19 protein-coding genes, 1 tRNA gene and 2 CRISPR repeat arrays are annotated in these 25,777 nt (G+C 54.1%); of the genes, 4 read left to right on the plus strand and 16 right to left on the minus strand.

The genetic code is table 11. From position 1 onward, the window contains the following. Nucleotides 1-275 precede the first annotated feature (275 nt). The 3 genes from PH256_RS06940 (at nt 276) to PH256_RS06950 (ending at nt 3,482) form a co-directional block, all read left to right on the plus strand. Nucleotides 276-1,355 (plus strand): NCS2 family permease, encoded by a 1,080-nt coding sequence (locus PH256_RS06940; RefSeq protein ID WP_270913533.1) that lies wholly within the window; start codon nt 276-278, stop codon nt 1,353-1,355. 19 nt (nt 1,356-1,374) lie between these two features. Beyond that, a complete protein-coding gene (locus tag PH256_RS06945) occupies nt 1,375-2,628 on the plus strand; it encodes an amidohydrolase family protein (RefSeq protein WP_270913534.1) in 1,254 nt (417 codons plus the stop codon). Nucleotides 2,629-2,723: 95 nt separating this feature from the next. Continuing rightward, entirely contained in the window at nt 2,724-3,482 is a 759-nt protein-coding gene (locus tag PH256_RS06950; protein ID WP_270913535.1) for a MerR family transcriptional regulator, read from the plus strand. Between the two features lie 323 nt (nt 3,483-3,805). Continuing rightward, nucleotides 3,806-4,648: a CRISPR direct-repeat array (repeat unit 33 nt; unit sequence ATTTCTATCCACGCCCTCCGTGTGGAGGGCGAC). A 184-nt stretch (nt 4,649-4,832) separates the two neighbouring features. Here the strand turns inward: PH256_RS06950 and cas2 are convergent. From cas2 to PH256_RS07020, 14 genes are all read right to left on the minus strand, one after another. Further along, nucleotides 4,833-5,123 (minus strand): CRISPR-associated endonuclease Cas2, encoded by a 291-nt coding sequence (gene cas2, locus PH256_RS06955; protein WP_270913536.1) that lies wholly within the window; start codon nt 5,121-5,123, stop codon nt 4,833-4,835. A 19-nt stretch (nt 5,124-5,142) separates the two neighbouring features. Next, the gene (cas1c, locus tag PH256_RS06960) at nt 5,143-6,174 is read right to left on the minus strand and encodes a type I-C CRISPR-associated endonuclease Cas1c (protein WP_270913537.1); all 1,032 of its coding nucleotides are present in this window, start codon (nt 6,172-6,174) and stop codon (nt 5,143-5,145) included. Next, nucleotides 6,171-6,842 (minus strand): CRISPR-associated protein Cas4, encoded by a 672-nt coding sequence (gene cas4 / locus PH256_RS06965; protein ID WP_270913538.1) that lies wholly within the window; start codon nt 6,840-6,842, stop codon nt 6,171-6,173. Before cas4 ends, cas1c begins: the two co-directional genes overlap by 4 nt. Continuing rightward, complete coding sequence (gene cas7c / locus PH256_RS06970) at nt 6,839-7,723, minus strand: type I-C CRISPR-associated protein Cas7/Csd2 (RefSeq protein ID WP_270913539.1); 885 nt, start codon at nt 7,721-7,723, stop codon at nt 6,839-6,841. The genes cas4 and cas7c overlap by 4 nt, the downstream gene beginning before the upstream one ends. Before the next feature lies 1 nt (nt 7,724). After that, the gene (cas8c, locus tag PH256_RS06975; protein WP_087183597.1) at nt 7,725-9,452 is read right to left on the minus strand and encodes a type I-C CRISPR-associated protein Cas8c/Csd1; all 1,728 of its coding nucleotides are present in this window, start codon (nt 9,450-9,452) and stop codon (nt 7,725-7,727) included. Next, complete coding sequence (cas5c, locus tag PH256_RS06980; protein WP_270913540.1) at nt 9,449-10,093, minus strand: type I-C CRISPR-associated protein Cas5c; 645 nt, start codon at nt 10,091-10,093, stop codon at nt 9,449-9,451. The genes cas8c and cas5c overlap by 4 nt, the downstream gene beginning before the upstream one ends. Nucleotides 10,094-10,135: 42 nt before the next feature. Further along, on the minus strand, nt 10,136-12,295 hold the full coding sequence (locus tag PH256_RS06985) for a CRISPR-associated endonuclease Cas3'' (protein ID WP_270913541.1): 2,160 nt from the start codon (nt 12,293-12,295) through the stop codon (nt 10,136-10,138). 593 nt (nt 12,296-12,888) lie between these two features. Continuing rightward, the gene (locus PH256_RS06990; RefSeq protein ID WP_270913542.1) at nt 12,889-13,632 is read right to left on the minus strand and encodes a recombinase family protein; all 744 of its coding nucleotides are present in this window, start codon (nt 13,630-13,632) and stop codon (nt 12,889-12,891) included. Further along, nucleotides 13,629-13,853 (minus strand): recombinase family protein, encoded by a 225-nt coding sequence (locus tag PH256_RS06995; protein ID WP_270913543.1) that lies wholly within the window; start codon nt 13,851-13,853, stop codon nt 13,629-13,631. Before PH256_RS06995 ends, PH256_RS06990 begins: the two co-directional genes overlap by 4 nt. 303 nt (nt 13,854-14,156) lie before the next feature. Then, nucleotides 14,157-14,799: direct repeats of the CRISPR family, unit length 33 nt; unit sequence ATTTCTATCCACGCCCTCCGTGTGGAGGGCGAC. Between the two features lie 343 nt (nt 14,800-15,142). Continuing rightward, nucleotides 15,143-16,093, minus strand: coding sequence for a carbohydrate kinase family protein (locus PH256_RS07000; RefSeq protein ID WP_270913544.1), 951 nt, complete (start codon nt 16,091-16,093; stop codon nt 15,143-15,145). A gap of 24 nt (nt 16,094-16,117) precedes the next feature. After that, nucleotides 16,118-17,584, minus strand: a complete 1,467-nt coding sequence (locus tag PH256_RS07005; protein ID WP_270913545.1) for a glycoside hydrolase family 32 protein — start codon at nt 17,582-17,584, stop codon at nt 16,118-16,120. A gap of 58 nt (nt 17,585-17,642) precedes the next feature. Beyond that, on the minus strand, nt 17,643-19,250 hold the full coding sequence (locus PH256_RS07010) for an extracellular solute-binding protein (protein WP_270913546.1): 1,608 nt from the start codon (nt 19,248-19,250) through the stop codon (nt 17,643-17,645). A gap of 63 nt (nt 19,251-19,313) precedes the next feature. After that, nucleotides 19,314-20,204 carry a carbohydrate ABC transporter permease gene (locus PH256_RS07015; RefSeq protein ID WP_270913547.1) on the minus strand — a complete coding sequence of 297 codons (891 nt, stop codon included), beginning with the start codon at nt 20,202-20,204 and terminating at the stop codon, nt 19,314-19,316. Between the two features lie 16 nt (nt 20,205-20,220). Further along, nucleotides 20,221-21,147 (minus strand): ABC transporter permease, encoded by a 927-nt coding sequence (locus PH256_RS07020; RefSeq protein ID WP_270913548.1) that lies wholly within the window; start codon nt 21,145-21,147, stop codon nt 20,221-20,223. A 252-nt stretch (nt 21,148-21,399) separates the two neighbouring features. Between PH256_RS07020 and PH256_RS07025 the strand changes: the two genes are divergently transcribed. Next, nucleotides 21,400-22,446 (plus strand): LacI family DNA-binding transcriptional regulator, encoded by a 1,047-nt coding sequence (locus PH256_RS07025; RefSeq protein ID WP_270913549.1) that lies wholly within the window; start codon nt 21,400-21,402, stop codon nt 22,444-22,446. Between the two features lie 449 nt (nt 22,447-22,895). Here the strand turns inward: PH256_RS07025 and PH256_RS07030 are convergent. Together PH256_RS07030 and PH256_RS07035 are read right to left on the minus strand one after the other, a co-directional pair. Then, nucleotides 22,896-22,981 (minus strand) — tRNA-Leu (locus PH256_RS07030). Nucleotides 22,982-23,133: 152 nt separating this feature from the next. Beyond that, nucleotides 23,134-25,716 (minus strand): translation factor GTPase family protein, encoded by a 2,583-nt coding sequence (locus tag PH256_RS07035; protein ID WP_270913550.1) that lies wholly within the window; start codon nt 25,714-25,716, stop codon nt 23,134-23,136. Nucleotides 25,717-25,777 lie beyond the last annotated feature (61 nt).

Consider the following 25,777-nt stretch of genomic DNA (forward strand, 5'->3'; position numbering starts at 1 on the left):
ACAGCTCCAGCTGATCCGGCGTATTCTCTGTCTCTTCCGATGATGCGGCCTGCTGATACCGACTCACCTGCCCCAGAAGAATCGGTAGGAAAATCGGAATCATCAACCGGCACAGTAAAATTCATAAAAAGGGCCTTGACTCTATGGTTACCATAGGGTTTATCCTGTCACTGGAAGCCATTAACGGTCGAAAGAAATCGTTCTACCGGCAAAACAGCCCTGTATAGGGAAACACAATCCTGTATCATGCAGGAACAGAGAGGGAGGAAATTATATTGGAATTTGAGATTATCAAAGACATCCTTTCGGTGCTTGGCAATGTGATCAACGGCCTTTCGGGAATCATCATGGGCCTCAGCTTCGGATTCCTGTCTGCACCTACCGCTTTGGGCTATTGTGCAGGCATCATCGGCATGCTGGCCTTCAAGACGGTCATCCCCATCAACATTCAGGGTGAGACCATTGTTCTGGCCGGAAGCGTGGGTAAAAACTTCCGGGAACGCATCAGCATCGTATTTTACAGCGGCGTGATCATGGTGGTGCTGGGCGCTCTGGGCCTGCTGCAGCGCATCGTTGACTTTGCGGGCAATTCCATCATTTCCGGTATGGAGGCCGGTGTGGGCATCATCGTTATCCGCGTGGCCATTGACCTGATCAAGGAGAGCAAGAAAACCGGCGCAGTCTCCCTGATTTCCGCGTTTGCTGCCTATTTTCTGACCAAAGACCTGAACTGGACCCTAGTCATCAGCATGGCTGCCAGCATTGCCTGCTTCCTGATCCTGAACAAGGGCCCCATGGAAGAAGTGAAGGAAGAGAGCAAATTCAAGTTCTTCAAGCCCGTTACAAATTTCAACGTCATTCGGGGCGCTCTTGCTCTGGCCTGCCTGTCCATTGGCACGAACATCGCTTACAGCGGCATCGTTTCCGGCATGGCCGGAATGGAGAACCCCAATGTGGACGGATTGACCATCTATTCCGGTGCAGCGGACATTCTGACCGGTCTGTTTGGCGGTACTCCCGTTGAAATCACCCTCTCCTCCACAGCGGCAGCGCCCCACCCGGTGGCGGCCGGTATCCTGCTGATGGTGGTGATGGCACTCATCCTCTTTGCACGTATGGTACCGAAGATTGCACGGTTTATCCCGGCGGTCTCCATTTCCGGTTTCCTGTTCGTGCTGGGCTCTATGGTTAGCGTTCCCCAGTATGCGGCAGCCACCTTTGACGGCGCAAGCCCGGCGGACGCCCTGGCTGGCGGTGCCACCATTGCGGTTACCGCGCTGGTTGACCCCTTTGTTGGCCTCTTGGCTGGTATTGCAATTCGATTCCTGTCTGTTGTATCGGGACTCGCGGTTTGATAAAAGAAAGGAACATACAGTGAATATTCTGCACGGTAACATCCTGTTTTCAAAGAGCTACGACGAGCTGGTCGCCTATGAAGACAGCTATCTGATTGTGGAAAACGGAAAGGTTCGGGAGATTTGCAGTGTTCTTCCGGAGCAGTATAAAAATGCCGAGGTCACGGACTATGGCAAAGGCGTGATCATTCCGGCTTTTTCGGACCTGCATGTCCACGCTTCGCAGTACATCGAGCGAGGCCTCGGCATGGATATGCTTTTGTCCGACTGGCTGAATCAGTACACCTTCCCCCAGGAAGCCCGCTTTGCGGACATGAACTACGCCCGGCCGATCTACGATGCCTTCATTGACGATATGATCAAGCACGGAACCTTCCATGCCTGCATTTTCGCCACCATTCATCGGGAGGCAACCTCGTATCTGATCCGACGCATGGAGGAACGCGGCCTTTACGGCTATGTGGGCAAGGTGAACATGGATATCGCCTCTCCGTCGTACCTGTGCGAGACAGTGGAGGAATCGCTCCGGGAGACCGAGCAGTATCTGGCCGACTGCCAGAATCACAAAACCGCAAAGCCCATTATCACCCCTCGTTTTGCTCCCACCTGCAGCGAGGATCTGGTGAAGGGGCTGGGTGCTCTGGGCAAGAAATATCATGTGGGCTTGCAGACTCATCTGGTGGAATCCCGCTGGGAAGCCCAGGAGGCTCTGCGCGTTTATCCGGGATACAAATGCGACACCGAAATCTACGAGAGAGCGGGCCTGATGGAGAACGGCCCGGTTGTGGGTGCGCACTTCATTTTCCCCGCCAAAGATGATATCGAAATCATCAAACGTCACGGCGGCCATACTGTTCACTGCCCGGATGCAACCACCAACATCATTGCCGGAATCATGGGCGTTTCTGCACTTCACCGCGATGGCGTAAATATCACCCTGGGCACCGATGTGGGCGGCGGACATTCCATGGGTATCTACACCCAGATCGGCCGCGCCGTCCAGTTGTCCAAGCTGAAATGGTTCTATGAGCCGGAAACCGCCAGCCCCATTACCTTCACCAACGCCTTTTATCTGGCCACCAAAGCAGGTGGAAGCGTGTTCGGGAAGGTAGGCAGCTTCGAAAAGGACTATGTGTTCAACGCACTGGTGATCGACGGCATGGAAGATCTGGATTTTCCGCTCACCCCGGCTCAGGTCGTGGAGCGGTTCTGCTACATCGGAACCACCGAAAACATCAAGGCCCGGTACCTTGGCGGCAAGCTCATCGGCTGACCGCCTCTTGACAAAAGCATAAATTCACCCTATTATGACAACCGTCGAAGCCCGGCGGTTGTCATCTTTTTTACCGTCAGCACGGGAGGTGTGTTATGAAGGAATATCTGCGAATCGGAGAGTTGGCCAGGCTGTTCCATGTGGACGTGCAAACCTTGCGGTTGTATGAAGAAAAGGGACTCTTGCTGCCGCAGGGCCGGGAGGAAGGAAGCAACTACCGCTATTATAAATTTGACCAGTCTTATTCCTTGGCACTGATTCGCTATCTGCGGCGATTGGGGTGCCCACTGTCGGAGATCAGTGGCTTCATGGGCCAGCGCAGTTTCACAGAAACCTGTTCTTATCTGCGCCATCAGTCCAGCAACCTGCGCAACCAGCTGCAGGAGCTGCTGCGTCTGGACGCGGTGATTCAGACGAAAATCGCCTTTACCGAGCAGGAGCTGGAAAATCTTTGTGTTGAAAAGGTCAGTGCGGAGTATTTTGACACCATGCAGTATATTGCACTGGGAAATCTCAGTGAGGTTTTTTCCAATGAGCTGTTCTATCTGTATCCCACTCTGGCCTTTTATCGGGGCGAGGAGCAGTCCTTCGGTGCATATCTCATCGGTGAAGTTCCCGAGGCCTCGCAGCACGAGGTACATGAGATTCCCGCCGGGACCTATCTGACCGGTTACCACTCCGGGCCTTACTCCACGATCTGGGATACCTTCACCCGGATGCGCACCTCCACCGAACTGCCCTTGGCCGAGGATGTCATCTGCATCAATATCATCGATCAGTTTGTGGAGGTAAACCCCCAGAATTATATTACGAAGATTCTGATTCGAATTCTTGACTGCGACGGCATCGCATGAAAACCAAGGCTGTACTCTCTCCTCGCTTCCAAAATTCTGAATAGGCGGTATCGCTCAATAAAGAGCAATAAATGAATAGTGAATACGAAAAAAATCCCGAACGCTCTCGCATTCGGGATTTTTGAGTTTGTGGGATGAAATTGATGCCTTATTCCCTTCTTGTTCCATAGGTGGGGGCTCCACCACACAAACTCCACATACGTACTGCGTACAGAAGGTCAGCACTGCAAGTCATGGCTAACTTATCAAAATAAGACTTTCACCCACACTTTCCATGCGGAGGGCGACTTGAAGCGCCCGGTGCCGCCCCGCAGCTCCGAAAAGTTTCTATCCACGCCCTCCGTGTGGAGGGCGACCCAGCCAGTTGCGCTTGAAACTCGTTGGTAAGAGATTTCTATCCACGCCCTCCGTGTGGAGGGCGACGCTTGGCCGCCTGCTTGCGGCGTTCCATCTCATCCCGATTTCTATCCACGCCCTCCGTGTGGAGGGCGACGACCGAGCAGCGCGACCTGATGGACTGTCTGAAGATTTCTATCCACGCCCTCCGTGTGGAGGGCGACCACACAGCCCACCCGGGCGGGCCGGTGCCCGGGAATTTCTATCCACGCCCTCCGTGTGGAGGGCGACCTTCTGCCGTAGTGTTGTGATCAGAATCATAAATATTTCTATCCACGCCCTCCGTGTGGAGGGCGACGTAACGATCAAAATACATCGTCCGTTTCTCCGTAAATTTCTATCCACGCCCTCCGTGTGGAGGGCGACGTTCGATGCAGCTCAGGTCAAGGCAGCAAACCAAGTATTTCTATCCACGCCCTCCGTGTGGAGGGCGACCGTTGGATCTATGATGGCCGTCTGATCATTGATATTTCTATCCACGCCCTCCGTGTGGAGGGCGACGCGGGGGGCAGAGCATACGGATTTATTTTGATTATTTCTATCCACGCCCTCCGTGTGGAGGGCGACAGGAAAAGATATATCACCATTCGAGCCAACAACAGATTTCTATCCACGCCCTCCGTGTGGAGGGCGACTTATCCGTATCATGGGGGGTATTTTGCGATGATTATTTCTATCCACGCCCTCCGTGTGGAGGGCGACCTCAACGCCCGACTGAAAGGAGCAAAACCATGAACATTTCTATCCACGCCCTCCGTGTGGAGGGCGACAGCAAAAGTTCACAAAATATTGTTTGCTTTTGCAGCACAAACACGAAAATTCGTCGTTCTGATATTACAAAATACCCACTCTCTGCTTCTATCAAAACTATTTCGTGCTCTTTTACATCATTTTTCAACTATCTTTTGGTGCGAAGCTCCCTGTATTTTTCTGTATACTTTATGTTCGCACCCGCTACAATAGCAACACATCGTCCTGCGACCACTGCGGGCAGCGCCCGATATGCTCCACCTTCTTTTTGTAAGAGTTTCCCAAACAGTAAAAACGCAGGCTGTCGCATTCCGGATCAATCAGCTGCGTCAGTTTTGATTTCAAAACCGCATATTGCGCCGCGTCCAGCAAACATTCAAACACCGAATTCTGTACACGCTGCCCATGATCGATACAAGTCTTTGCAACCTTGCGCAGCCGTTTGCGTCCGGCCGGTGTTTCTGTGTTTACATCGTAGGTGATCAGCACCAGCATATCACACACCTCTTTTGCTTCATTTCCAGAAAAACGGCGGGTATTCCTCCAGATCACCGCGCAGTGTACGGGCAAGCAGCAAAGCTTGCACATAAGGCACCAGACCCCATGGCAGTTTTTCGCCCAGAAACGGATGCGTGATGGTTTCCTGTTTGCGTTTTTGCCAGGCGGAAAGGAACGCCTTGCGTCCTTCATCCGTCAGCCAAACGGCACCGCTGTCCTGCTGCTGGTAATGCTTTCCTGTAATGATTTTTTGGTTGATGCAGGACAAAACGAACCGATCAGCGCACACAGGGCGCAGCTCCTCCATCAAATCCAATGCCAGACTGGTTCTTCCCGGGCGAGGCCGGTGCAAAAAGCCCACATACGGGTCCAGCCCAACGCTTTGCAATGCAGCTGCACATTCCCTTGCGAGCAATGTATACGCAAAGGAAAGCACTGCGTTTATGGGGTCCAGTGGCGGCCGACGGCTGCGGCCAGTAAATGCAAAGTCTGTTCGCTGCTGTAAGATCAGACTGTCAAACCCATCAAAATATCGTTGTGCCGCTTCTCCTTCCAACCCTCGCAGCTCTTCCAATGTACCGCACTCTCGAATTCGCATCAAGGAAGCTGCCAGCTGCGACGAGATTTCTTTCAGCCGCTCCACCGGTACGCGCTGAGGATGGTCACGGGTAGCACGTTCCACCACCCGCCGTGCGTTGTAAACTTTTCCCAGGATAAACCCGCACGCATATCGGCAACTGACTGCAGGATCATCCGCAATCCGGTACTGCTGCTGACGAAGCAGCACATTACCGCGTTCTCCCCCTACGGTGCGGGCCAGAAATCGGCCATTCGGCGTAAAAAATGCCAGATCAATCCCTCGCTCAGCACAAGCACCCATCAGCGCGGGGGATGCGCCTGCATAGGAAAAGGTAAGAATTCCTTCCAATGTGTGCAGCGGAAACCGTGCCACCTCTGTTCCATTCTGATTCACCACCACGGTTTCACCCTCCAGCGAAAGATAGCTTTCCGGCGTGAGGACAAACAGCGTATTCAACAGTTTCCTCATGTGAGTTCCTCCGCGTTTTGCTCTGTCAGATGTGTACGAATATACTCATTTACATCATTTTTCCTGCACAGCACCGGCAGGCAGATCTCTTTCAACGAACAGGCATTGCAGTGTTTTCCAGGGCGCACCTTTGGTGTATACCCTCGGGCAAAGTATTCGTTCATCTCTGCGGCGGTGCGGCGCGTTTTTTCCCGCAGCTCCGGCGTGAACTCCACAAACTCCCGCCGGCGTGTCTGCGCATAGTACAGCGCACCGCGCGGCACGCGGCACACCAGCATTTCCTCCAATGCCATTCCCTGTGCACACAGCTGCAATCGGTCGACATCACTCTCCTTTGGGGCACCATGCTTGTATTCCACCGGCAGAGGTAACCACAAGCCTTCCTGCCCCTGCAAGGGAATGCCTTCCGAATCAAGTGAAAACTCCACCACATCGCACACGCCGGACAGCTTCAGCGTGTGCGATGTTACCCGCATTCCCCGCACAATCAGCAGATTGTTCCGCTTTTCGCGCAGCGTTTCGTTGTGGCAACGCTGATGATCCAGCCTGCCCTCGGCGGTGCGGAGGTTTTCCTGCCATTGCTGCTCCAGATGAATCAGTGCCCATTGGCGGCGGCAGAAACAAAAATGCTGAATGCCCGACAGCAACAGGTATTCATTTTCCATCATCCCAACCGTTCACAGGTCACTCCACCAGGCAGAGTATCATCCACCGTGACCTGGTAGTCACGATAGCTGCGTGCCACAGCTACCTCCGGCTTGCGCTCAACATGTACCGCATCAAACAGCTTATAGGCAGGTGCATTGCCCAACTCACTGTCATGACGGAACACGATTAGCTCTCGCACCGCCATCTTACCGCGTGCTGCACTATGGTCATTTTCAAACATGTTCAGAATCGCCTGCCACAGAAGCTGCAGATCCTCCTCCGAAAATCCGGTTGTTTTGCGGGCCAAATTTGCCGACACATATCCTTCCGCACGATACAGGCCATATGGTACGATGTATTTGCGGCCCATCTCAGTACCCTTGTTCTCGGCATCTGCCTCTGTAGTGATGGCCACACGGGTGATAGTGACCTCCTGCGGCAGGATGGGGTCCACACTGCGGGCAAAACCCAGCTGCACCGGACCGCGCACCTGCCCACAATTCAGCGCCCCTTTTACGAAGGTAGTCATCACGGCGCCGAAGGTACGAATGTCGTAAAAATTGCTGCACATGAAATTGCGAATTTTTTCATCCAGAGTGGGGTCATCCTTTTTGGCCGCTTTCAGGTCTTTATCCACCTTCAAATACTCCAGTGCCTCGGCATCGCTGCGCTGCAGCGGAACCTGATCCTTGATGTAGATCCGATAGCCCGGAGCATCTTCTTTTGCAGTTTCCACATAATTGCGAATCTTGCGCTTCAGGCAAACATCGGTCACCAAGCCATACCCTGTTTCAGGATCAATGCGTGGCATATTGCCTGCATCCGGATCTCCGTTGGGATTGCCGTTTTCCACATCGAACAGGATCACAAAGTCGTAGCGATTTTTAATGATTTCAGACATTTTATACTTCCTCCTTTTTGGTGTAACGCTTCTGTGTTTCGTGATAATAGCCGATCTGGAAGGCACTCTGCTCCGGCAGGGTCAGGCGGGCAGGCAGCGTTTGTGTGATACGGGAATTCAGCTCCGTAATTTTGCGGTTATAGTGTATGACCAGCCCTTTATCCAGCTTCGCCAGATGCTTTTGCGCCAAATTGATCAACAGCGGAAACACCGTTGCGGGCGTTGCTGAAGCCGAATTGAAATAACGGTCCTTTATGGTTGTGTTGATTCCAGGGTTGGCCCGCTGCTGCACATCCTCCAATACCGCAAACAGCCGCCCCAGCAGATACGGCAAATAGTTGCTTTGTTCATTCAGTTCCACAGTCATGACCTCCTTCAGTTGTTCGTCTTTCGAGTTACGCAGATACCAAGCTTTTAAAATCGCGGCCCGGCCGTGCGTAATCTCTCGCTCAGCACGAATGCGCAGCACCACGCCATCCAACAGGGTAGCCGGATAAGGCGTTCCATTCAAAACTGCCAGTAAAAGATCGCCAGCCAACCGCGGGTTTGGCTCCGGATTGCGGGCATTCTGATTCACCGTTTCTCGCAGCAGCCGCCAGACCGGCAACGTGGGAAATTTATCAAATGAGGGCCGCACAATTTCCAGATCCCGGTAATGTTTGGTCACGTTTTGAATCAACGTCCCAAAGCTGTTCTGCCAGAAAAATCGCACCGAAAGACGTGCGGCATTGGGTGCAAGACCTAACACATAAAAACGTGTATCCGGTGAAAGTTTCTGTTCCTGCCACTCCACAGACTCTCCCTTGGACAGACGAATCATAGTCCCCCTGATTTCTCTCTCGTCCATATTGTCATCATACAGCGCTGCCATCATGAAATCCTGATAGGCGGTTTGTCCACCCGCTGCCCAGCAGACGATGGTGGTATCGCCTACGCGGCGTGTGTGCTCCCGGTCGGCAATAAGAGCATTGAGCGCTGTGGTATAAGCAAACGACGCATATTCACTGGTCGGGGCATTGTCCCCTTGTTCGTGCTCATACGAGCAGAAGGCCGATGCATTGAAAGACACCAGCGCCGCACCGGCGGTCTGTGCACCCACTACTCCCTTGATATTTGGGTGCAGGCGAGCAGTCGGTCCGTGCTGACCTGTGACAAGACACAGCGTATTTTCTGCATCCCCGCTTTGTTCGTTGGCATGCTGCCAGCTTTCCCGTACCTGCGCATCTTCCGTCACAGGACCTCCCCGGTACCAGAACAAAAGATTACCGCCCTTCATCACCTCATCCCACTCCTCTTTCAGCGCCGGGTGATCTTTTGCGGTCTGTGGGTTCCAATGTTCATAAAATGCCAGCACAGCACGCGCGGCCGAGCTCTGGGCCTCCTTCAAAATCCGCTCATGCAGCATGCGGGAAGCCGCAAAGCATTCTGCAGTACGTTCAGGCTTTCCCTTTGTGTCAACCCCAAGAAGATAACCGGATGTATCACACAGAAAATTGGCTGCCACACCAGATGACCTCTTGACCGGCTGCGGCACCTCTCGCTCCTGTGGAATCAGTACCGTTTTCTTTCCTCTCTGTACCTCCTGCTGCAGGTGCAGCAAACCCAGCAACTCGCCATTATCACTGAGTTCCAGCGCCCAAGACACCTTTGCTTTCGCCCAACCCGGACGCGCGATTTTCCCAAGAGCCAGCAAATCCTCATAATATTGCGTCAAAGCCTGCAGGATCATCGAAGCACCTCACAATCTGCCACATGTACAACGCCCTGCTCCAAACGAGCCCGGAAATAGGTTGGTGTGATATCCTTTGGGTCTGAGTAATCGAAATCGTACAGCATCAACCCCAGATCTCTCGTCTCTTCAATCGCGGGGATTTCGCCGCCTGACCAGCGGCGAAACTTTGCCGGAAATTCTCTGCACCCGAAGTAAGGGGTGTGATAGCATTGCCCCCGCTCCATACGCCGGGTAACGATATCCTGAAATTTTCCTGGATTGTCACCGGGCGCAGCACGGTCTGTCATCGTAAAATGCGCCTCAATTACATAATGTACATCCTGTAACACCAGCGATGCCCTCTGCACAATCTCCTGAGGCGAAGCCAGATACAGTGGCTGTCCACTTCCCTGTGCTGCAGCGCGGGCTGTTGTGGCAAGCACCTTGCTTTTCACCTCGTTACGGCGAATGCTGACAAACCGAATGGGATTGAGTACATAAATCCGGTCGATATGCCATTGCAGACCGGGGTGGTAGTAAACCGCCTCCACCAGTCCGCGCGCTGCCGAGGGCGTGGGCACATCATAAGACATACGCTCAACCTTCAATTCAGGACGAGAAAAGAGTGCATAGTCGCCCCAGACTTCCAATTGGATCATCCAACATTCCTCCTTACTATCCATTTCACAAGACTCATGCTTTTATATCATCCAGGCTTTCCCTGTTTCCACGTCCAGAGCGAGTCCGGTCTCACGATTGTACAGGGTATTATCCGTCAGCACCCAGTCTTCCCCACCCAGCGCTTCCACCGCGCCGGCTGCGTGCAGTACCGCAAGATGGTCAGGATACACCGTGACGCCATATTGCCCCAATTTTCGATACAAAGAACGCCCACCACTTCTCTGCCGCAGAGCTGCGAGCAACTCCCGATTCTCTTCTGTTGGTATATACACCGTCACCGCGCAGGACTCAATCAAATGGAATCGTTCCGCAGCAGTCGCAAAGGGAAGCATACGCCCTTCCATTGTTTCATTGAAGCCCTTCAAAATTTGTTTCTGATCCAGCGCGTCTTCTCCCTTTACCGCATACAAAAGGGAAAAATATGCTTCGATCGCCTGCGGCTGTGAGATATCTTCAAAGTTACGCCACACACTGCGCGCTGCGTCTGCATTTTGACGGATGATCTGTGGAACCGGCTGACCACTCAGCCGAAAAACAGTAACCACACTATCCGCCACCGGATGTTTTCCCTCCCGATTGCACCGTCCTGCCGTTTGCAAAACCGAATCCAGCCCTGCTTCCTCCCGCCATGCCACCGGAAAATCCACATCCACACCGGCCTCGATCAACGAAGTGGACACAACACGACATGGCAGTCCTTTTTGTAAGCGAGTGCGAATCTCCCGCAGCAGACGTTTGCGGTCAGCTGCACAAAGAAGTGTTGTCAGGCAGTAGCTACCATCGGCAGGTAAACTACTGTACAGCCGCTGTGCCGTTGCCCGACGATTAACTACACACAGCCCCTGCTGTGCCTGGCCCAATTTCTCTGCCAACTGGTCTTCTGTAAGTTCTCCTTCATTGCGCAGATTTGTACGGTGAAAGAAATGGTACAAGTCGGCTGTATCGTTACAAATCTCCCGTAGTATCAGCCCCGGAGCCAGTTCCCGGAACAATGGTTCCAACGCCGGCTGAGTAGCTGTGCATAAAACAGCGCTGGCCCCATAATAACGCACCAGTTGCCCAATAGCCGCCACACAGGGGCGCAGATAAGCCAGTGGAAGCGTCTGCGCCTCATCAAATACAATCACACTATCGGCCAGATTGTGCAGCTTACGACAGCGGGAAGAACGGTTGGCAAACAGTGATTCAAAAAACTGTACTGCGGTCGTCACGATCACCGGTACATCCCAGTTTTCCGTCGCAAGTACCTTTCGATAAGTATCCGGGTCTGATTGGCTTTCCTCCATCACCGCATCACTGCCCGAATGATGTTCCAACACATTTTCTGCGCCTAAAATGTTGGTAAACACCTCAGCAGTCTGGTCAATGATAGATGTATAAGGAATCACATAAACAATCCGCCGTTTTCCATGTGCCACCGCATGAGACAGTGAGAAGGCCAGCGAGGAGACAGTCTTTCCTCCGCCTGTGGGTACCGTCAGGGTAAAAAGCCCCGGCTGCTCCGTCTCGCCTTTTTCAAAACAGGTGCGAAGAATTTCACATCGCTTTTTGTTCAGTTCATTTTTCGCATTCCACCAAGGAGCAACATATTCCTGCAATCGAGCGAACAATCGTTCCGGCGGCTGAGTTCCCCCGCGCGGTACAGGGCCTCCATTCATAAAGGTCTCTGTATCCAGATAGTCTGCGTCCACCAGACAGGAATACAGCATTCTCGTATAAAAAGCAGTGGAAAAGCCATCCGGAAAGTATTTTCTTTCCGTCGCATCCGGAAGTTTTATCTCCTGCTTCCATTCACTATAATCAGGAATTGCAGTTTTCTTGATACGGCCAAATAAGGTAGAGCTTTCTGTATTACTTTTGGCTCCGCCATCCGGCAAGCCGCCATGGTGTCCTGCCACTGCAAAAGCCACCTCCAGCTGTCTCATGGAAAAGGCCTCCTGCGCCCCGGCAGTGGAATGATCTATTTTTTCCCCACCAGCCAGTCGTTTTTGAAACGCATCGCTGTATTTGCCGATATCGTGCAGCATCCCCGCCAGATACGCCTGTGCCGCAGCACCAAAGGGTTCCGCAAAACCGGCAGCCAAGTTTGCCGTTCCATTCAAATGTTCCAAAACCGTTTGCTGGCGTAGCCCATCCTCGGAAACATGTGCCAATCTGTGGGATTCAGCCATGGAGTTCATGTTTTCACCTCCGCATTCAACTGTAACTCTTTTCTAAAGTATAACACGCTGAATGTCCAATAGTACGGATTTATTTCCTGATTTTCCCATTCCAACCTACTTATCATAAAGCTTTTTAAATTATTACCTGTTCCTAAATACTACGTCAAAACAAACAAAAGCGTAGTTTTCAGCACAATGCTAAACCGAAAACTACGCTTTTGCTTAGAATTCTCTCCTCGCGGAGAGCGACACCTCCTCCCGCGAAAATTGTATTTTTGGTATTTTATTTCTATCCACGCTCTCCTCGCGGAGAGCGACGCAGTTGCAGAGGGATCGTTTCGGTGCTTTCCCAATTTCTATCCACGCTCTCCTCGCGGAGAGCGACGCCAGCGCAGCAACCATTGTGGCCTGCCATTGCGATTTCTATCCACGCTCTCCTCGCGGAGAGCGACAGCAAAATGCTACAAAAAATCGGTTCTTTTTGTAGTCAAACTTGCTATATTACCATTACCATACGCGATTTTTAGAGATTTGTCAAAGTCCTTTCAACGTTTTATACATTTCAAAAGGCACTTCTTTGGTGCGAAGACTCCTGGGTTTTGATGTTCTTTTCATACTCGCACTAGAGTAAAAACAATCTTTTCTAATCTCCATCTAACCATACGCCTCAAGACAAAAATTTCAAGTTTTTTTGAATGCGCTTTTTTCCTCTCTTGAACCTTTTCGAATATTTCTTTATCAACAATTGCTTCATGCGCATTCTCCACGAAAAACATACTGAAAGTCCCATCGTTCTTTTCCTGCTTACCCGTTAAAAAATCAGGCGTATAGATTTTCTGCATCAGCGCATTACCAATGTACTTTTCATTGCTCAGCATACGGTCGATGGTTGATGTGCTCCAAATATCTTTCCCTGTCGCTGTCTTTATTCCGTGCTCCTCCAGATACCGCTTGATTTTTCGCATACCATACCCCTGCAAATACAAGTCAAAAATTTTCCGCACGATCTCCGCCTCTTCAGGAACAACAACTAACACCCCATCTGAGCCCTTTGTATAGCCAAGAAACTGAGTGTGGTTGAGAATCGCCTTCCCACTGCGCATCCGTGCTCGAATCCCAAATTTGATATTCTCACTTTTGCTGCAGCTTTCTTCCTGAGCCATAGCCAGAAAAATGCTGAGCGCACTGTCGTTCACCTTTCTGGTATCAATATTTTCCATTTCGGCATACACCCCAATATCCATTTGCTTCCACTCCCTTATCTGTGCCAAGGTTTCGACCGTATTACGTCCAAATCGGCTCAATGATTTCACTAAAACCAAGTCAAACAAGCCTTTTTTACCGTCCAGGATCATCTGCCGATAACCAGGCCTGTTTTTGTTCTCAAAGCAGAACCAACATCAGAATAGATTTTCACCAAGCTCCAGTTTGGATTCTCCCGAATAACGGTTTCAAAGTAAGATTTCTGAATTTCAAGACTTTCCAGCTGTTCTGTATGCTTCGTGCTGACTCGACAGTAAGCTGCAACCCGCAATTTTTCTTTGTTGTGAGAAAAAGCGCTCATTTCCGGCCTCATAAAAATTCCTCCATGCCAGAAGTATAGCATGGAGGAATTTTTACTATATGATGGCATAAGAAAAAAGCTACACTTTGATTTCTCAAAATGTAGCTTTTAACATGAGTTTGTGGGATGAAATTGATGCCTTATTCCCTTCTTGTTCCATAGGCGGGGGCTCCACCACACAAACTCCACATACGTACTGCGTACAGAAGGTCAGCACTGCAAGTCATGGCTAACTTATCAAAATAAGACTTTCACCCACACTTTCCATGCGGAGAGCGACTTGAAGCGCCCGGTGCCGCCCCGCAGCTCCGAAAAGTTTCTATCCACGCCCTCCGTGCGGAGGGCGACTGGTGACACCGGTAGAGGATAACCTGGATGTACAATTTCTATCCACGCCCTCCGTGTGGAGGGCGACGCGGGGGGCAGAGCATACGGATTTATTTTGATTATTTCTATCCACGCCCTCCGTGTGGAGGGCGACAGGAAAAGATATATCACCATTCGAGCCAACAACAGATTTCTATCCACGCCCTCCGTGTGGAGGGCGACTTATCCGTATCATGGGGGGTATTTTGCGATGATTATTTCTATCCACGCCCTCCGTGTGGAGGGCGACGGCCTACTACCGGTACAGCGGCGGCAGCGGCCAGACTATTTCTATCCACGCCCTCCGTGTGGAGGGCGACACGGGGGACTACTACGGATATGCGATACTGGCGAAATTTCTATCCACGCCCTCCGTGTGGAGGGCGACGTTTTTTGGCAAGATAGCAAACAACCTTGCTAAAAATTTCTATCCACGCCCTCCGTGTGGAGGGCGACGCGGTTCAGGTGCTGTGCTTTGCCCAGAACGGCCTCATTTCTATCCACGCCCTCCGTGTGGAGGGCGACACTTTCGCAGCGTACCTTGTCCGAGAGTCTCAAAATTTCTATCCACGCCCTCCGTGTGGAGGGCGACATCAAAAGTTCACAAAATATTGTTTGCTTTTGCAGCACAAACACAAAATTCGTCGTTCTGATATTACTAAATACACACTCTCTGGTTCTATCAAAACCGTTTCGCGTTCTTTTTCATCATTTTTCAGCTATCTTTTGGTGCGAAGCTCCCAGTGCTTTTCTGTGCGCTTCATGTTCGCACCTGCTACAGCAGCAACACATCGTCCTGCGACCACTGCGGACAGCGCCCGATATGCTCCACCTTCTTCTTGTAAGAGTTTCCCAAACAGTAAAAGCGCAGGCTATGGCAGTCCATTGTTAAATTTTATAATGTTCCCTTTGTACACCGTTGCAATCAAATCCTATTACATCACCATACGCACTTTTTCTTCCGGCACCACGCTGTTGATACCGCCATGGGTCTGGGTGGACAGGCTGGCTGCACAGCAGGCAAACCGGGTCACAGCAGCCATCTCCTCCACCGTCAGCTCCTCCGGCGCCTTGTTCAGACGCAGGAATCGGCTCATGGCGCTGCCGCCAAAAATATCACCTGCTCCAGTGGTATCCACCACACGAAGTCCAGTGGGCGAAGCCACCTGACCGCAGCCCTGTTTGCTGGCAAAATGGCAGCCTTTGGGCCCCAGAGTGGCATACACCAGCCGAACACCGTATTCATTCAGCAGCTTCTGCGCGCCTTCCTCCGGAGAAATGCCCCACAGAAATTCGATTTCTTCATCGCTGATCTTCACGATATCGGCCTGGTGCAGGCCCCATTCGATCTGTGCCTTTGCATCCTCCTCGCTGTTCCACAGCGGCTTGCGCAGGTTGGGGTCGAAGCTGATGTACTTTCCTTTCTCTTTTGCGTAAGCAACAGCCGCCTGGGTGGCACCGCGAGCCGGTTCGTTTGTCAGACTCAGCGTGCCAAAATGGAACACCCGGCAATCGTCGATCAGGGAACGGTCCACCTCTTCTGCGCACAGACAGGTATCAGCACCGGGCTTGCGTGCAAAGCTGAAGGAACGGTTTCCCGTGCCGTCCAGCGTAACAAAAGCCAGCGTGGTAAACACGTTGGGGTCAAGCGTGATCCCCTCCGTGCCGATACCAAGCTCTTGCAGTGTGCCCACAAGCAGATGCCCGAACGCATCGTCACCCACCTTGCCAATCAGCGCGGTGGAGCAGCCATATTTCTGCAAAGCAGCCAGAAAATTGCCCGGCGCACCACCCGGCTGTGCCTTCAGGGTGGGATAACCGGATTCATCGGTGGAAACGGGGGCAAAATCGATCAGCAGTTCGCCCAGCGCCACAACATCTTTCATACCCATATACCTCCTGTGTTCCATTCACAGAGCCAGATCATAGAGCTGCAGATCCATGCGCGCTTTTCCGCTGGCAAAGAATTCGATGCCATCCGCATCCGCCGGAATATCGTAAAGCGTCAGGCTGGCCGCCTGCCGTCCATCCTGCAAAAAGAACTCCGCCGAATAGCGGTCCAGCACCATGCGCAGCTTCAGAGTGTTCCCCACTGCCGTCAAAGGTACTTCCCGCAGCTCCAGCGCATCCCGGAAGCCGCCTCCATGACGGCGGTCGATGCGCAGCAGGCCTTCCTCTAGGTCAACACGCAGCTCTGCCCAGCGCCCGGCGCCGCAGGCAAAGCGCAGGCCGAAGCGCCGTGCTTCGGTCACATTCACCTCAAGCTCACAATCCAGTACACGGCCGTGAACGCCGCTCAGCCGGACCGGCTGCTCCTGAATCTCCACACCCCGGAATGCCGTCCGCAGACGACGAGCCGCATCCAGCTCACGTACCGGACGCTGGCACAGGGCTCCATCCTGCCAGAACAGTTCCCGGGGCAGCGTCATCTGGCCATACCAGCATGCATGCTCCGGCGGATAGCAATGATCCCAATTCTGCATCCAGCCAATGAGCACCCGCCGCCCGTCCGGCGTTTCCAGCGTCTGGGGTGCGTAAAAGTCCAGGCCACTGTCCAGCGGGGTGTCCGCCTGCTGTACAAAGGGGGTACCGGGGCCCTCCCAGCTGCCGATCAGCGCTGCCGTATCGTTGCCGCAGTGATAACGGTTGTCTGCGGTCTGGCGCACAAACTGGGGAGAAATAATCACGACCGCGCGGCCTTCCAGCTCAAACAGGTTCGGGCATTCCCACATGCTGCCCAGACTGCCATCGTTCTCCGCAAGGATCTGCACAAACTCCCAAGGGGAATTTACATCGAGCGGTGCCGCGTTTCGGTAGAGCAGAAGCCGCCCGTGGCCATTCTTTCCGCGGCCGCCCAGCAGCATATACAGGATTCCATCCCGGGTAAACAGGAAGGGGTCCCGGAAATCTCGGCGGGAATATCCCTCCGGCTGCTGTTCACAGGGCAGCACCGGGGCGCACGCCTTGGTATAGTCCCGTCCATCGCCCACAGCCATGCATTGCTGCTGGATCTCGCCATCGTTTTCCGGCATAACACCGGTGTAAAGCAGCAGCTGCTTGCCCTGCCATTCCACTGCTCCGCCGGAAAAACAGCCCTTTTCATCAAAAGGCGAATCCGGAGCCAGCGCGCAGGGCTGGTCGTTCCAGTGAAGGAAATCGGTGGTCACGGTATGTCCCCAATGCATGGGGCCCCAGCAGTTGGAATAGGGGTGATACTGATAGAACAGATGGTACTGTCCCTCGTAGCAGGACCAGCCGTTGGGGTCATTGCACCAGCCCACCGGGGGTACCGCATGAAATGCCGGGCGCTGTTCCAGAGGAGTGCGGTGGTCCGACTCATACTGGCGAGCCCTGCAAAGAGTATTAGCTTGTTGCATTGTTTTTCTCCGTAATAAAATTTGCCTGCCGTGCCAGGCGCACGGCAGGCAGTTATTTTTAGCCGTTCATGCTGGCAAAATAATTGTCCAGTCCGGTTTGCTTGAGCTGCAGAAGCTCCTGCAGATTCATCTGGTCAAGCTTGGCAATGTAAGCATCCCATTCCTCGGCAGCGCCGCCATTCATGATCCAGGCCGCCTTCTGGCTTTCCGCGTAGGGCTTCAGGTCGGTCTCGATCTGGGTAATGCGGTCGGTGGTGTCGATGTCAAAGAAGATGGGCGGATAGTTATATTCGCTCTCCATTGCCGGGGCAAACAGCTGCGAAATAGTATCCAGGCGCAGAGCAGCGTCGTCCGGCTTGGTGGTGTAAACACCGTAGTAGCTGTCCAGCACAGCCAGAGGGCCGCCCAGATTGGTCTTCATGCGCAGCTCATAGGGAACCACACCCGCCGGGACAGGCAGATGCTGCAGGGTGCCGTCCTCTTTCATCTCGAAGATGTTATCCTGTACGGTGTCGCCGTAGGTGCCCCAGTTATCCTGTACCGACTGAATGGGGTCATACAGCTGATCGATCCACTTGGCGGTGAGAGCGGGGTTGGGGTTGGTACCGGTGATCACGCAGCGGCCGATCTCGAAGCCCATTGCGTTCTGCCGGGTGACCGCAGCCTCGCCGTCCGCATTTTTCAGCGGGGGCAACGCCACATAGTTATCGGGAGTACCGGCGCTGGTGTTATCCCAGGCAAGGAACAGGCCATAACGGTCGCCGGCTGCCTTGGACACGTAGGTGTTGTAATCCTGGGTGAACACCTCGGGGTCGATGAGCCCTTCGGCATAGAGGCTGTGCAGCCACTCCAGACCGGGGATGATACCCTCGTCGGCCAGGGTGTAGATCACCTGCTTGTCGTTATTGACCACATAATGGTCGGCATTGTCGCCGTAGCCAAAGGCGCTCAGCAGCACGCCCACGTCCTCATTGCCGCCATTCATCACGAAGGAAAGGGGCAGACTGTCCGGATGGGCCTGCTTGAACGCACGCAGCACCTCGGTCAGTTCCTCGGGAGTGGTGGGCATTGCCAGGCCCAGCTCATCCAGCCAGGCCTTGTTGATCCAGGGAATACCACCGATGGACTGAATGGCTTCTTTGCCGTTGCCCAGCTCCTCGATCCAGGGGAAGGAATAAATGTGGCCGTCCGGTGCGGTGATGAGGGCGCGGTACTCGGGGTTTTCGTCCAGAATCTTTTTCAGGTTGGGCATGTACTGGTCGATCAGCTCATCCACTGCCACGATGGTGCCGTCCTTCGCGTAGCGCAGCAGATCATACTGGCTCATCTGCGCATCGAACACAATGTCCGGCAGTTCCTTCTTGGCCAGAGCCAGCTGCTTTTTCTCGCCGAACTGGTCGTCCACATATACCGTCCAGTCAATGTGAACGTTGGTTGCCTCCTCCAGACGCTGGGCGATCAGCCGGTCGTTGATCTCCTGTCCGGCAAACGAGGGCTCATGAGTCAGTGCGGTAAAGGTAACGGTCTCAGTCAGCGGAAAATTGGCAGTTGCAGCGTCCACCGAAGCAGCAGCGCTCTCCTGCGCGGAGCCGCACCCGGTCAGGGCCGTCAGGGTCAGCGCGGCTGCGCCTGCCAGCGCCAGTGCGCGTTTGGAAATCACATTCATCAGATTCTCTCCTTTTCTTAATCGCTGTGTTGCATCATATCGAACGTCCTTACAGAACGTCGGTCAGCCTTTTACAGAGCCCAGCATGACGCCCTTCTCGAAATACTTCTGGAAGAAGGGATACATGACCAGCAGCGGCACGCTGGAAACCACGATGGTCGCATACTTGAGCTGCTCGGCGATTTTGGCCATCATGGCAGCGTTCTGGGCATCGGCTACTATGCCGGGGCGCGGGGTATTCTGCACCAGGATCGAGCGGATCACCAGCTGCAGCGGCTGCAGCGACTGATCCTCCAAATAGATCATGGCATCAAAGTAGCTGTTCCACATGCCAACGAACTGGTAAAGCACCAGCACCGCAATGATGGGCTTGCACACCGGAAGCAGGACCCGGAAGAAATATTGCAGCTCCGAGGCGCCGTCCAGCGCTGCCGCTTCATGCAGCTCCTGCGGGATGGACTTATAATAAGTACGCGCCAGAATGATGTTCCACACATTCACCGCGCCGGGCAGGATCAGTGCCAGCGGGCTGTTGATCAGGTTCAGATTGGATACCAACAAATAAGTGGGCATCAAACCGTCGCCGAAAAACATGGTGATGAGGAAGAAGGTGTTCAGTGCCTTGCGACCCACAAAATTGGGCAGACTCAGCGGATAGGCCGCCAGCAGACAAACGGCGGTGGAAAATGCTGCAAAGGAAGACGAATACAGGAACGAATTGAGGAAGCCGCGGGCGATCATCTTATCCTGGAACACCCGGCGGTAGCCTTCCAGCGTCCAGTCCTTCGGCAGAAGGCTGATGCCCTGATTGGTCAGAACCACCGGATCAATGAAGGATGCCAGCACCACATAGACCAGAGGCACCAGCACGGCCAGCGCAAACAGCGCCAGCAACACATTGCCGCAGGCAAGAACGATTTTGTCCTTGCGGGTATAAAACTGTCTGGTTTCCATGAACGATACCCCTTTCTTACAGGCCTTCGCCTTCGTTAAGGCGGCTCACAATGGCATTCACAGCAAGCAGCAGTGCCACGTTGATCACCGCATTGAACAGGCCAACCGCCGTGGAATAGCCATAATCGCCGATTTCCAGACCCAGCCGATACACATAGGTGGGAATGATCTCCGATGTGGCACGGTTCAGGTCGGTCTGAAGGGCGAGCGCTTTTTCAAAGCCGATGTTCATGATCTGGCCCGCCGACAGGATGAACTGAATCACCATGATGGGCTTCAGGGTGGGAATGTCCACATTCCAGATCTGCTGCAGCAGGCTTGCGCCGTCGATGTTGCAGGCGTCGATCAGATCCCCGCTCACACCGGACAAGGCCGCCGTGTAGATGATGGACGCCCAGCCGGCGCCCTGCCAGATTCCGCTGATGATGTAGATGGAGCGGAATGCCCCCGGATCGGTCATCAGGTTGGACTGCGTACCCAGCGCCGCATTGATGGGGCCGACCGGAGAAAGGAAGGCAATGATCATACCGGCCATTACGATCACCGAAATGAAGTTGGGCGCATAGATCAGCAGCTGAATCTTTTTGCGCAGCCCCACCCGCCGTACTCGGGAGAGCAGAATCGCCAGGATGATGGGCGGAAAAAAGCCCCACAGCAAGCCGTAAACGCTGAGCTTCAGTGTGTTCATCATCAGGCGCGGGAATTCCGTGGAGGAAAGGAACCGCTGGAAGTTTTCAAACCAGATCCATTCGCTTCCAAAAATGCCCAGGCGGTTGTTGTAGTCCTCAAACGCAATCGCCAGGCCGCCCATGGGCACATACTTAAAGATGAGCGTCAGCAGAACGGCAGGCATTGCAAAAAACACATAAAGCTGCCAGTTGTTTTTCACGTAGACCAGCTTTTGGTGCCTGGTCTGCGCATCCGGGAATTTTGGTAGACTCATGATCCTCATCTCCTGTTTTACATTTGCACATTCAAGATTTACATTTTGTAACCTTATGCGTTTACTATACGCCAACTTTTCTTCTTTGTCAACGCACTAATCCGGCTTTTTTATGGATTTGTAGGCATATACAAAGGGGTTTCTTAAGAATTGTGCAAATGAGAAATACAGTTTTACATTTATTTACATTCTTGTGCTTTTGCATTTTTGCGGTATAATAAATAGGAAAGGAACTCACAGGAGGGATGGTTCGTGGCTACAAAGAAGATCACCATGCAGGATATTGCTGCTGCATGCGGCCTTTCGCGCAATACCGTATCAAAAGTGTTTAACGACCGGGGCAGCGTACCCGAAGTCACACGCCAGCAAGTTTTGACCATGGCTCGCCAAATGGGTTATCGTCAATTGACTGTGCCGGAAAATACGCCTGCACCGCAGGGGCGCAGCATTGCACTTCTGACCCTGTGCATGCCAGGCCGGAACCACTACGGCTCCAATTTCATTTCCAGTTTTGCAAACCGGATGAGCCGTGCGGGCTATACCTTGATGATCTACGAGATCCAGGCAGATGAGCATCAGGACTGCCGCCTGCCCGCCAACTTCGTTTTGGAAAACACCGCCGGTATCCTGTGTATCGAAATGTTTGACCGCCGCTATACCGACTTCATCTGTCAGCTCGGGCTTCCGGTCCTTTTCTCCGATACCTATGCCCGGGCGGATTTTTCCGCTATGGCCGGGGATTTTATCTCGATGGAAAACACCACCAGTTCCATCGCGGTCACCACGCAGCTGATTGAGCAGGGAGCACGAACGCTGGGCTTCGTGGGTGATCACACGCATTGCAACAGTTTCTATGAGCGCTTCAACGGATTCCGCACCGCACTTGCCCGAGCCGGCCTGGCTCTGGACCCGAAGCTGTGTGTGGTCGCGCCCAACAGCTCGCCTTATGGGGAAGCCGCCTGGCTGGTGGAACAGCTGCGTGCAATGCCTAATCTGCCGGATGCTTTCGTCTGCGCCAACGATTATCTGGCCATTAACCTAATGAAAGCCTTGAAATACATGGGGCTTCAGATTCCCTCGGATGTGATGGTGATGGGGTTTGACGATTCCCCGGAAGCGACTGTGGCGGAACCCCAGCTTTCCACCGTGCACATTCCCAGCAGTGAGATGGGCTTCATCGCCGCAGGAATTTTGCTGGACCGCATTCAGCGCCCCAATCTCCCCTACCGCTGCTGCTATATTCAGACAACTCCGGTTTGGCGGGCGTCTACACATGCCCTGCCGTCTTCGCCGGTATAACTCCCCCTTCTTTACAATCGCATGATCAGCGGATAGAACCTCTGGACTCAAGTCTTTCCAGATACAATAAGCCCTACTTTCCAGTTGTTCTGTATGCTTCGTGCTGACTCGACAGTAAGCTGCAACCCGCAATTTTTCTTTGTTGTGAGAAAAAGCGCTCATTTCCGGCCTCATAAAAATTCCTCCATGCCAGAAGTATAGCATGGAGGAATTTTTACTATATGATGGCATAAGAAAAAAGCTACACTTTGATTTCTCAAAATGTAGCTTTTAACGTGCGTTTGCGTGATGAAATTGATGCCTGCTCCCCTCCTTGGCCCGTAGGGCGGGGTCCCCACGAAAGTTTGCACAGCAAAGTTTTGTGGGGAAAAGGAGGAATGACGGAGCGGTATGAGAAAAGCCCAGCCGAATGGCTGGGCTTTTTGAATGGAGCGTAGTCCATTCCGACGTGGTGCCGGTGGTGGGACTTGAACCCACACGGTGTTGCCACCAACGGATTTTGAGTCCGCATCGTCTGCCATTCCGACACACCGGCTTATTTGTAACAGGGTTTATTATACTATAGCGCCGCCAAAAAAGCAAGCCTTTTTTCGCGGTATGCAGCGGCGTCCCGGCTTTGCGCTTTTGCAAAACCGGGACGCCGTTTTCGTTTCCTCTCCCTGCCCTTTTCTCTTTTCTTGCAGCCCTTTACCGCCGGGCGTTTTTCAGGCGGTTTTCCTCCAGAATACGCCGGATCTCACCGTTGGTGCGCTCCACCTCTTCCCGGAAGGAACGGGCGGAAATGCGCAGCGCACCATGGCCCAGGATAATCAGCTGTTCCGCACCGTCCGATGTAACCACCCGCACCCGCCGTTTTTTCGCCAGCTGATAGGTGGTTTTCTCGATGTACATATCGGCAGTTTCTGCTTCCTTGGTGTAGACGATGTGGATATTATGATACCGGCTCACCTCGCCTGTGCCATGGGGCACCTTATAGGCGTCGAACACCAGAATCACCTGGCAATCATGGAAGCCCCGGTAATTGCACAGCAGGTCCGCCAACGCCTGACGGGCGCCCGCCAGATTATCCGCCGCCAGCTTTTTCAGCTCCTCCCAGGCAAAGATCAGGTTATAGCCGTCCACCAGCAGATACTCCGACCCGCTGGGTTCAAAATGATACTCCGCCTGCTTCACCGGCGCGGGACGGAACAGCTCCCGTCCCTTGGAAGGGCCGTAGGTGCGCTCGAAGATGGCTGCAAGCTGCTTGTCCTCCTCCAGCGAGGAAACAGGCGCGCTCTGCCGTCTGGTCTGCCGGGGTGCGGGCTGCTCCTCCGGTTCCGGCTCGTTCAGGCGCACGCCGCTTTCCACATGGGCGTGGGCGGGCACCTCATCCCACTTCACGGTATAACCCGCGCCGTGGGCGCAGAACACCGAATCCGGCGGATTTTCGGTATCCCGCTCGGGATCGTAACCCATTGCCTCGATCACGGCGGGGGCGTCGTGACAGGGCCGGTAGCCCGCCAGCGTACAGGCCAGCCGCCCCTTGCCCCGGGTATACCCGGCCAACTCCATGGCATAGCCCCGCATCTCAGCCACCGGTACGCTGCCGGTGAGCACCGAGGTTTCGCCCAGCAGCTCGGGCGGATCAAAGCTGCCCCCCATCCGCTGCACATCCGCCATGGCCCGGCCCACCTGCTCGGCGGGCACCTCCAGCCGGAACTCATACCAGGGCTCCAGCAGGATGCTGTCCGCCTGCATCAAACCCTGGCGTACCGCCCGGTAGGTGGCCTGGCGGAAATCGCCGCCCTCGGTGTGCTTCAAATGCGCCCTGCCCGCGGTGAGGGTGATCTTCATATCGGTGATGGGGCTTCCGGTGAGCACCCCCAGATGCTCCTTCTCCTCCAGGTGGGTGAGGATCAGCCGCTGCCAGTTCCGGTCCAGCACGTCCTCGCTGCAAATCGTATCAAATTGCAGACCCGCGCCCCGAGGCAGCGGCTCCAGCAGCAGATGCACCTCGGCATAATGGCGCAGGGGTTCAAAATGGCCCACACCCTCCACCGGGCCCGCGATGGTCTCCTTATACACAATACTGCCGGGACCAAAGCCCACAGCCAGGCCGAACCGTTCCCAGATCAGCCGCTTGAGCACATCCAGCTGCACCTCCCCCATCATCTGCAGATGAATCTCGGCCAACCGCTCGTTCCACACGATGCGCAGCTGGGGGTCCTCCTCTTGCAGCTGGGTCAGCTTGGGGAGCACCGCGTGGGCATCGCAGCCCTCGGGCAGCAGCAGGCGGCAGCTCTGCACCGGCTGAAGCACCGGGGCCCGGCCCATGGTCTCCTCGCCCAGGCCCTGGCCCGCCCAGGTGCGGGTCAGACCGGTGACCGCGCACACGGTTCCCGCCGGGGCCTGTTCTACCATCTGGAATTTTGCACCGGAATATACCCGGAGTTGGTCCGCTTTTTCCTGCCAGGACTGGCCATCCGGGCCCTCACCGGTGAGCAGCGCCTTCACTCGCAGGCTTCCGCCGGTGACCTTGAGCCAGGTGAGCCGGTTGCCCTGCTCATCCCGGGAAATCTTGAACACCCGGGCAGCGAACTCCTCGGCCGCCTTGGGCTGGCGGGTATAGGCCTGCAGTGCTTCCAGCAGCTCATCCACCCCTTGAAGCTTCAGCGCCGAGCCGAACAGACAGGGAAACACCTGCCGCCGGGCAATCATGGCAGTAATCAGATCAGCAGGCACTTCGCCGTTTTCCAAATAGGCGTCCATGGCCTCCTCACTCTGCATGGCCAGTGCTTCCGCAAAGGCACCCGGGTCCAGCGAGCCGTCAAAGGGCACAAAGCCCTCCTCCAGGCGGGCCAGTTGCTCCAGTACCGACTGCCGGTCCGCTCCGGCCAGATCCATCTTGTTCACGAACACAAACACCGGCACCCCATAGCGGCGCAGCAGCTTCCATACGGTCTCGGTGTGGCTCTGCACGCCGTCGGTGCCGCTCACCACCAGCACCGCATAGTCCAGTACCGAGAGGGTGCGCTCCATCTCGCCGGAAAAGTCCACATGGCCGGGGGTGTCCAGCAAGGTGATTTGGGCGTCGGGCAGGCTGAGCACCGCCTGCTTGGAAAAGATGGTGATGCCCCGCTCCCGCTCCATGGCGTTGGTATCCAGAAAGGCATCCTTATGGTCCACCCGGCCCAGCTTTTTCAGGCAGCCACCCCGATACAGCAGCGCCTCGGACAGGGTGGTCTTGCCTGCGTCCACGTGGGCAAGCAGACCAGCACAAATTCGTTTCATCGCGTTTATCTCCTGTGATCATACTGCCTTTTATTGTATCACAGAATCTGCAAAATTCCGA

The organism is Allofournierella sp. CML151 (assembly GCF_027853465.1).
GTDB lineage: Bacteria > Bacillota > Clostridia > Oscillospirales > Ruminococcaceae > Allofournierella.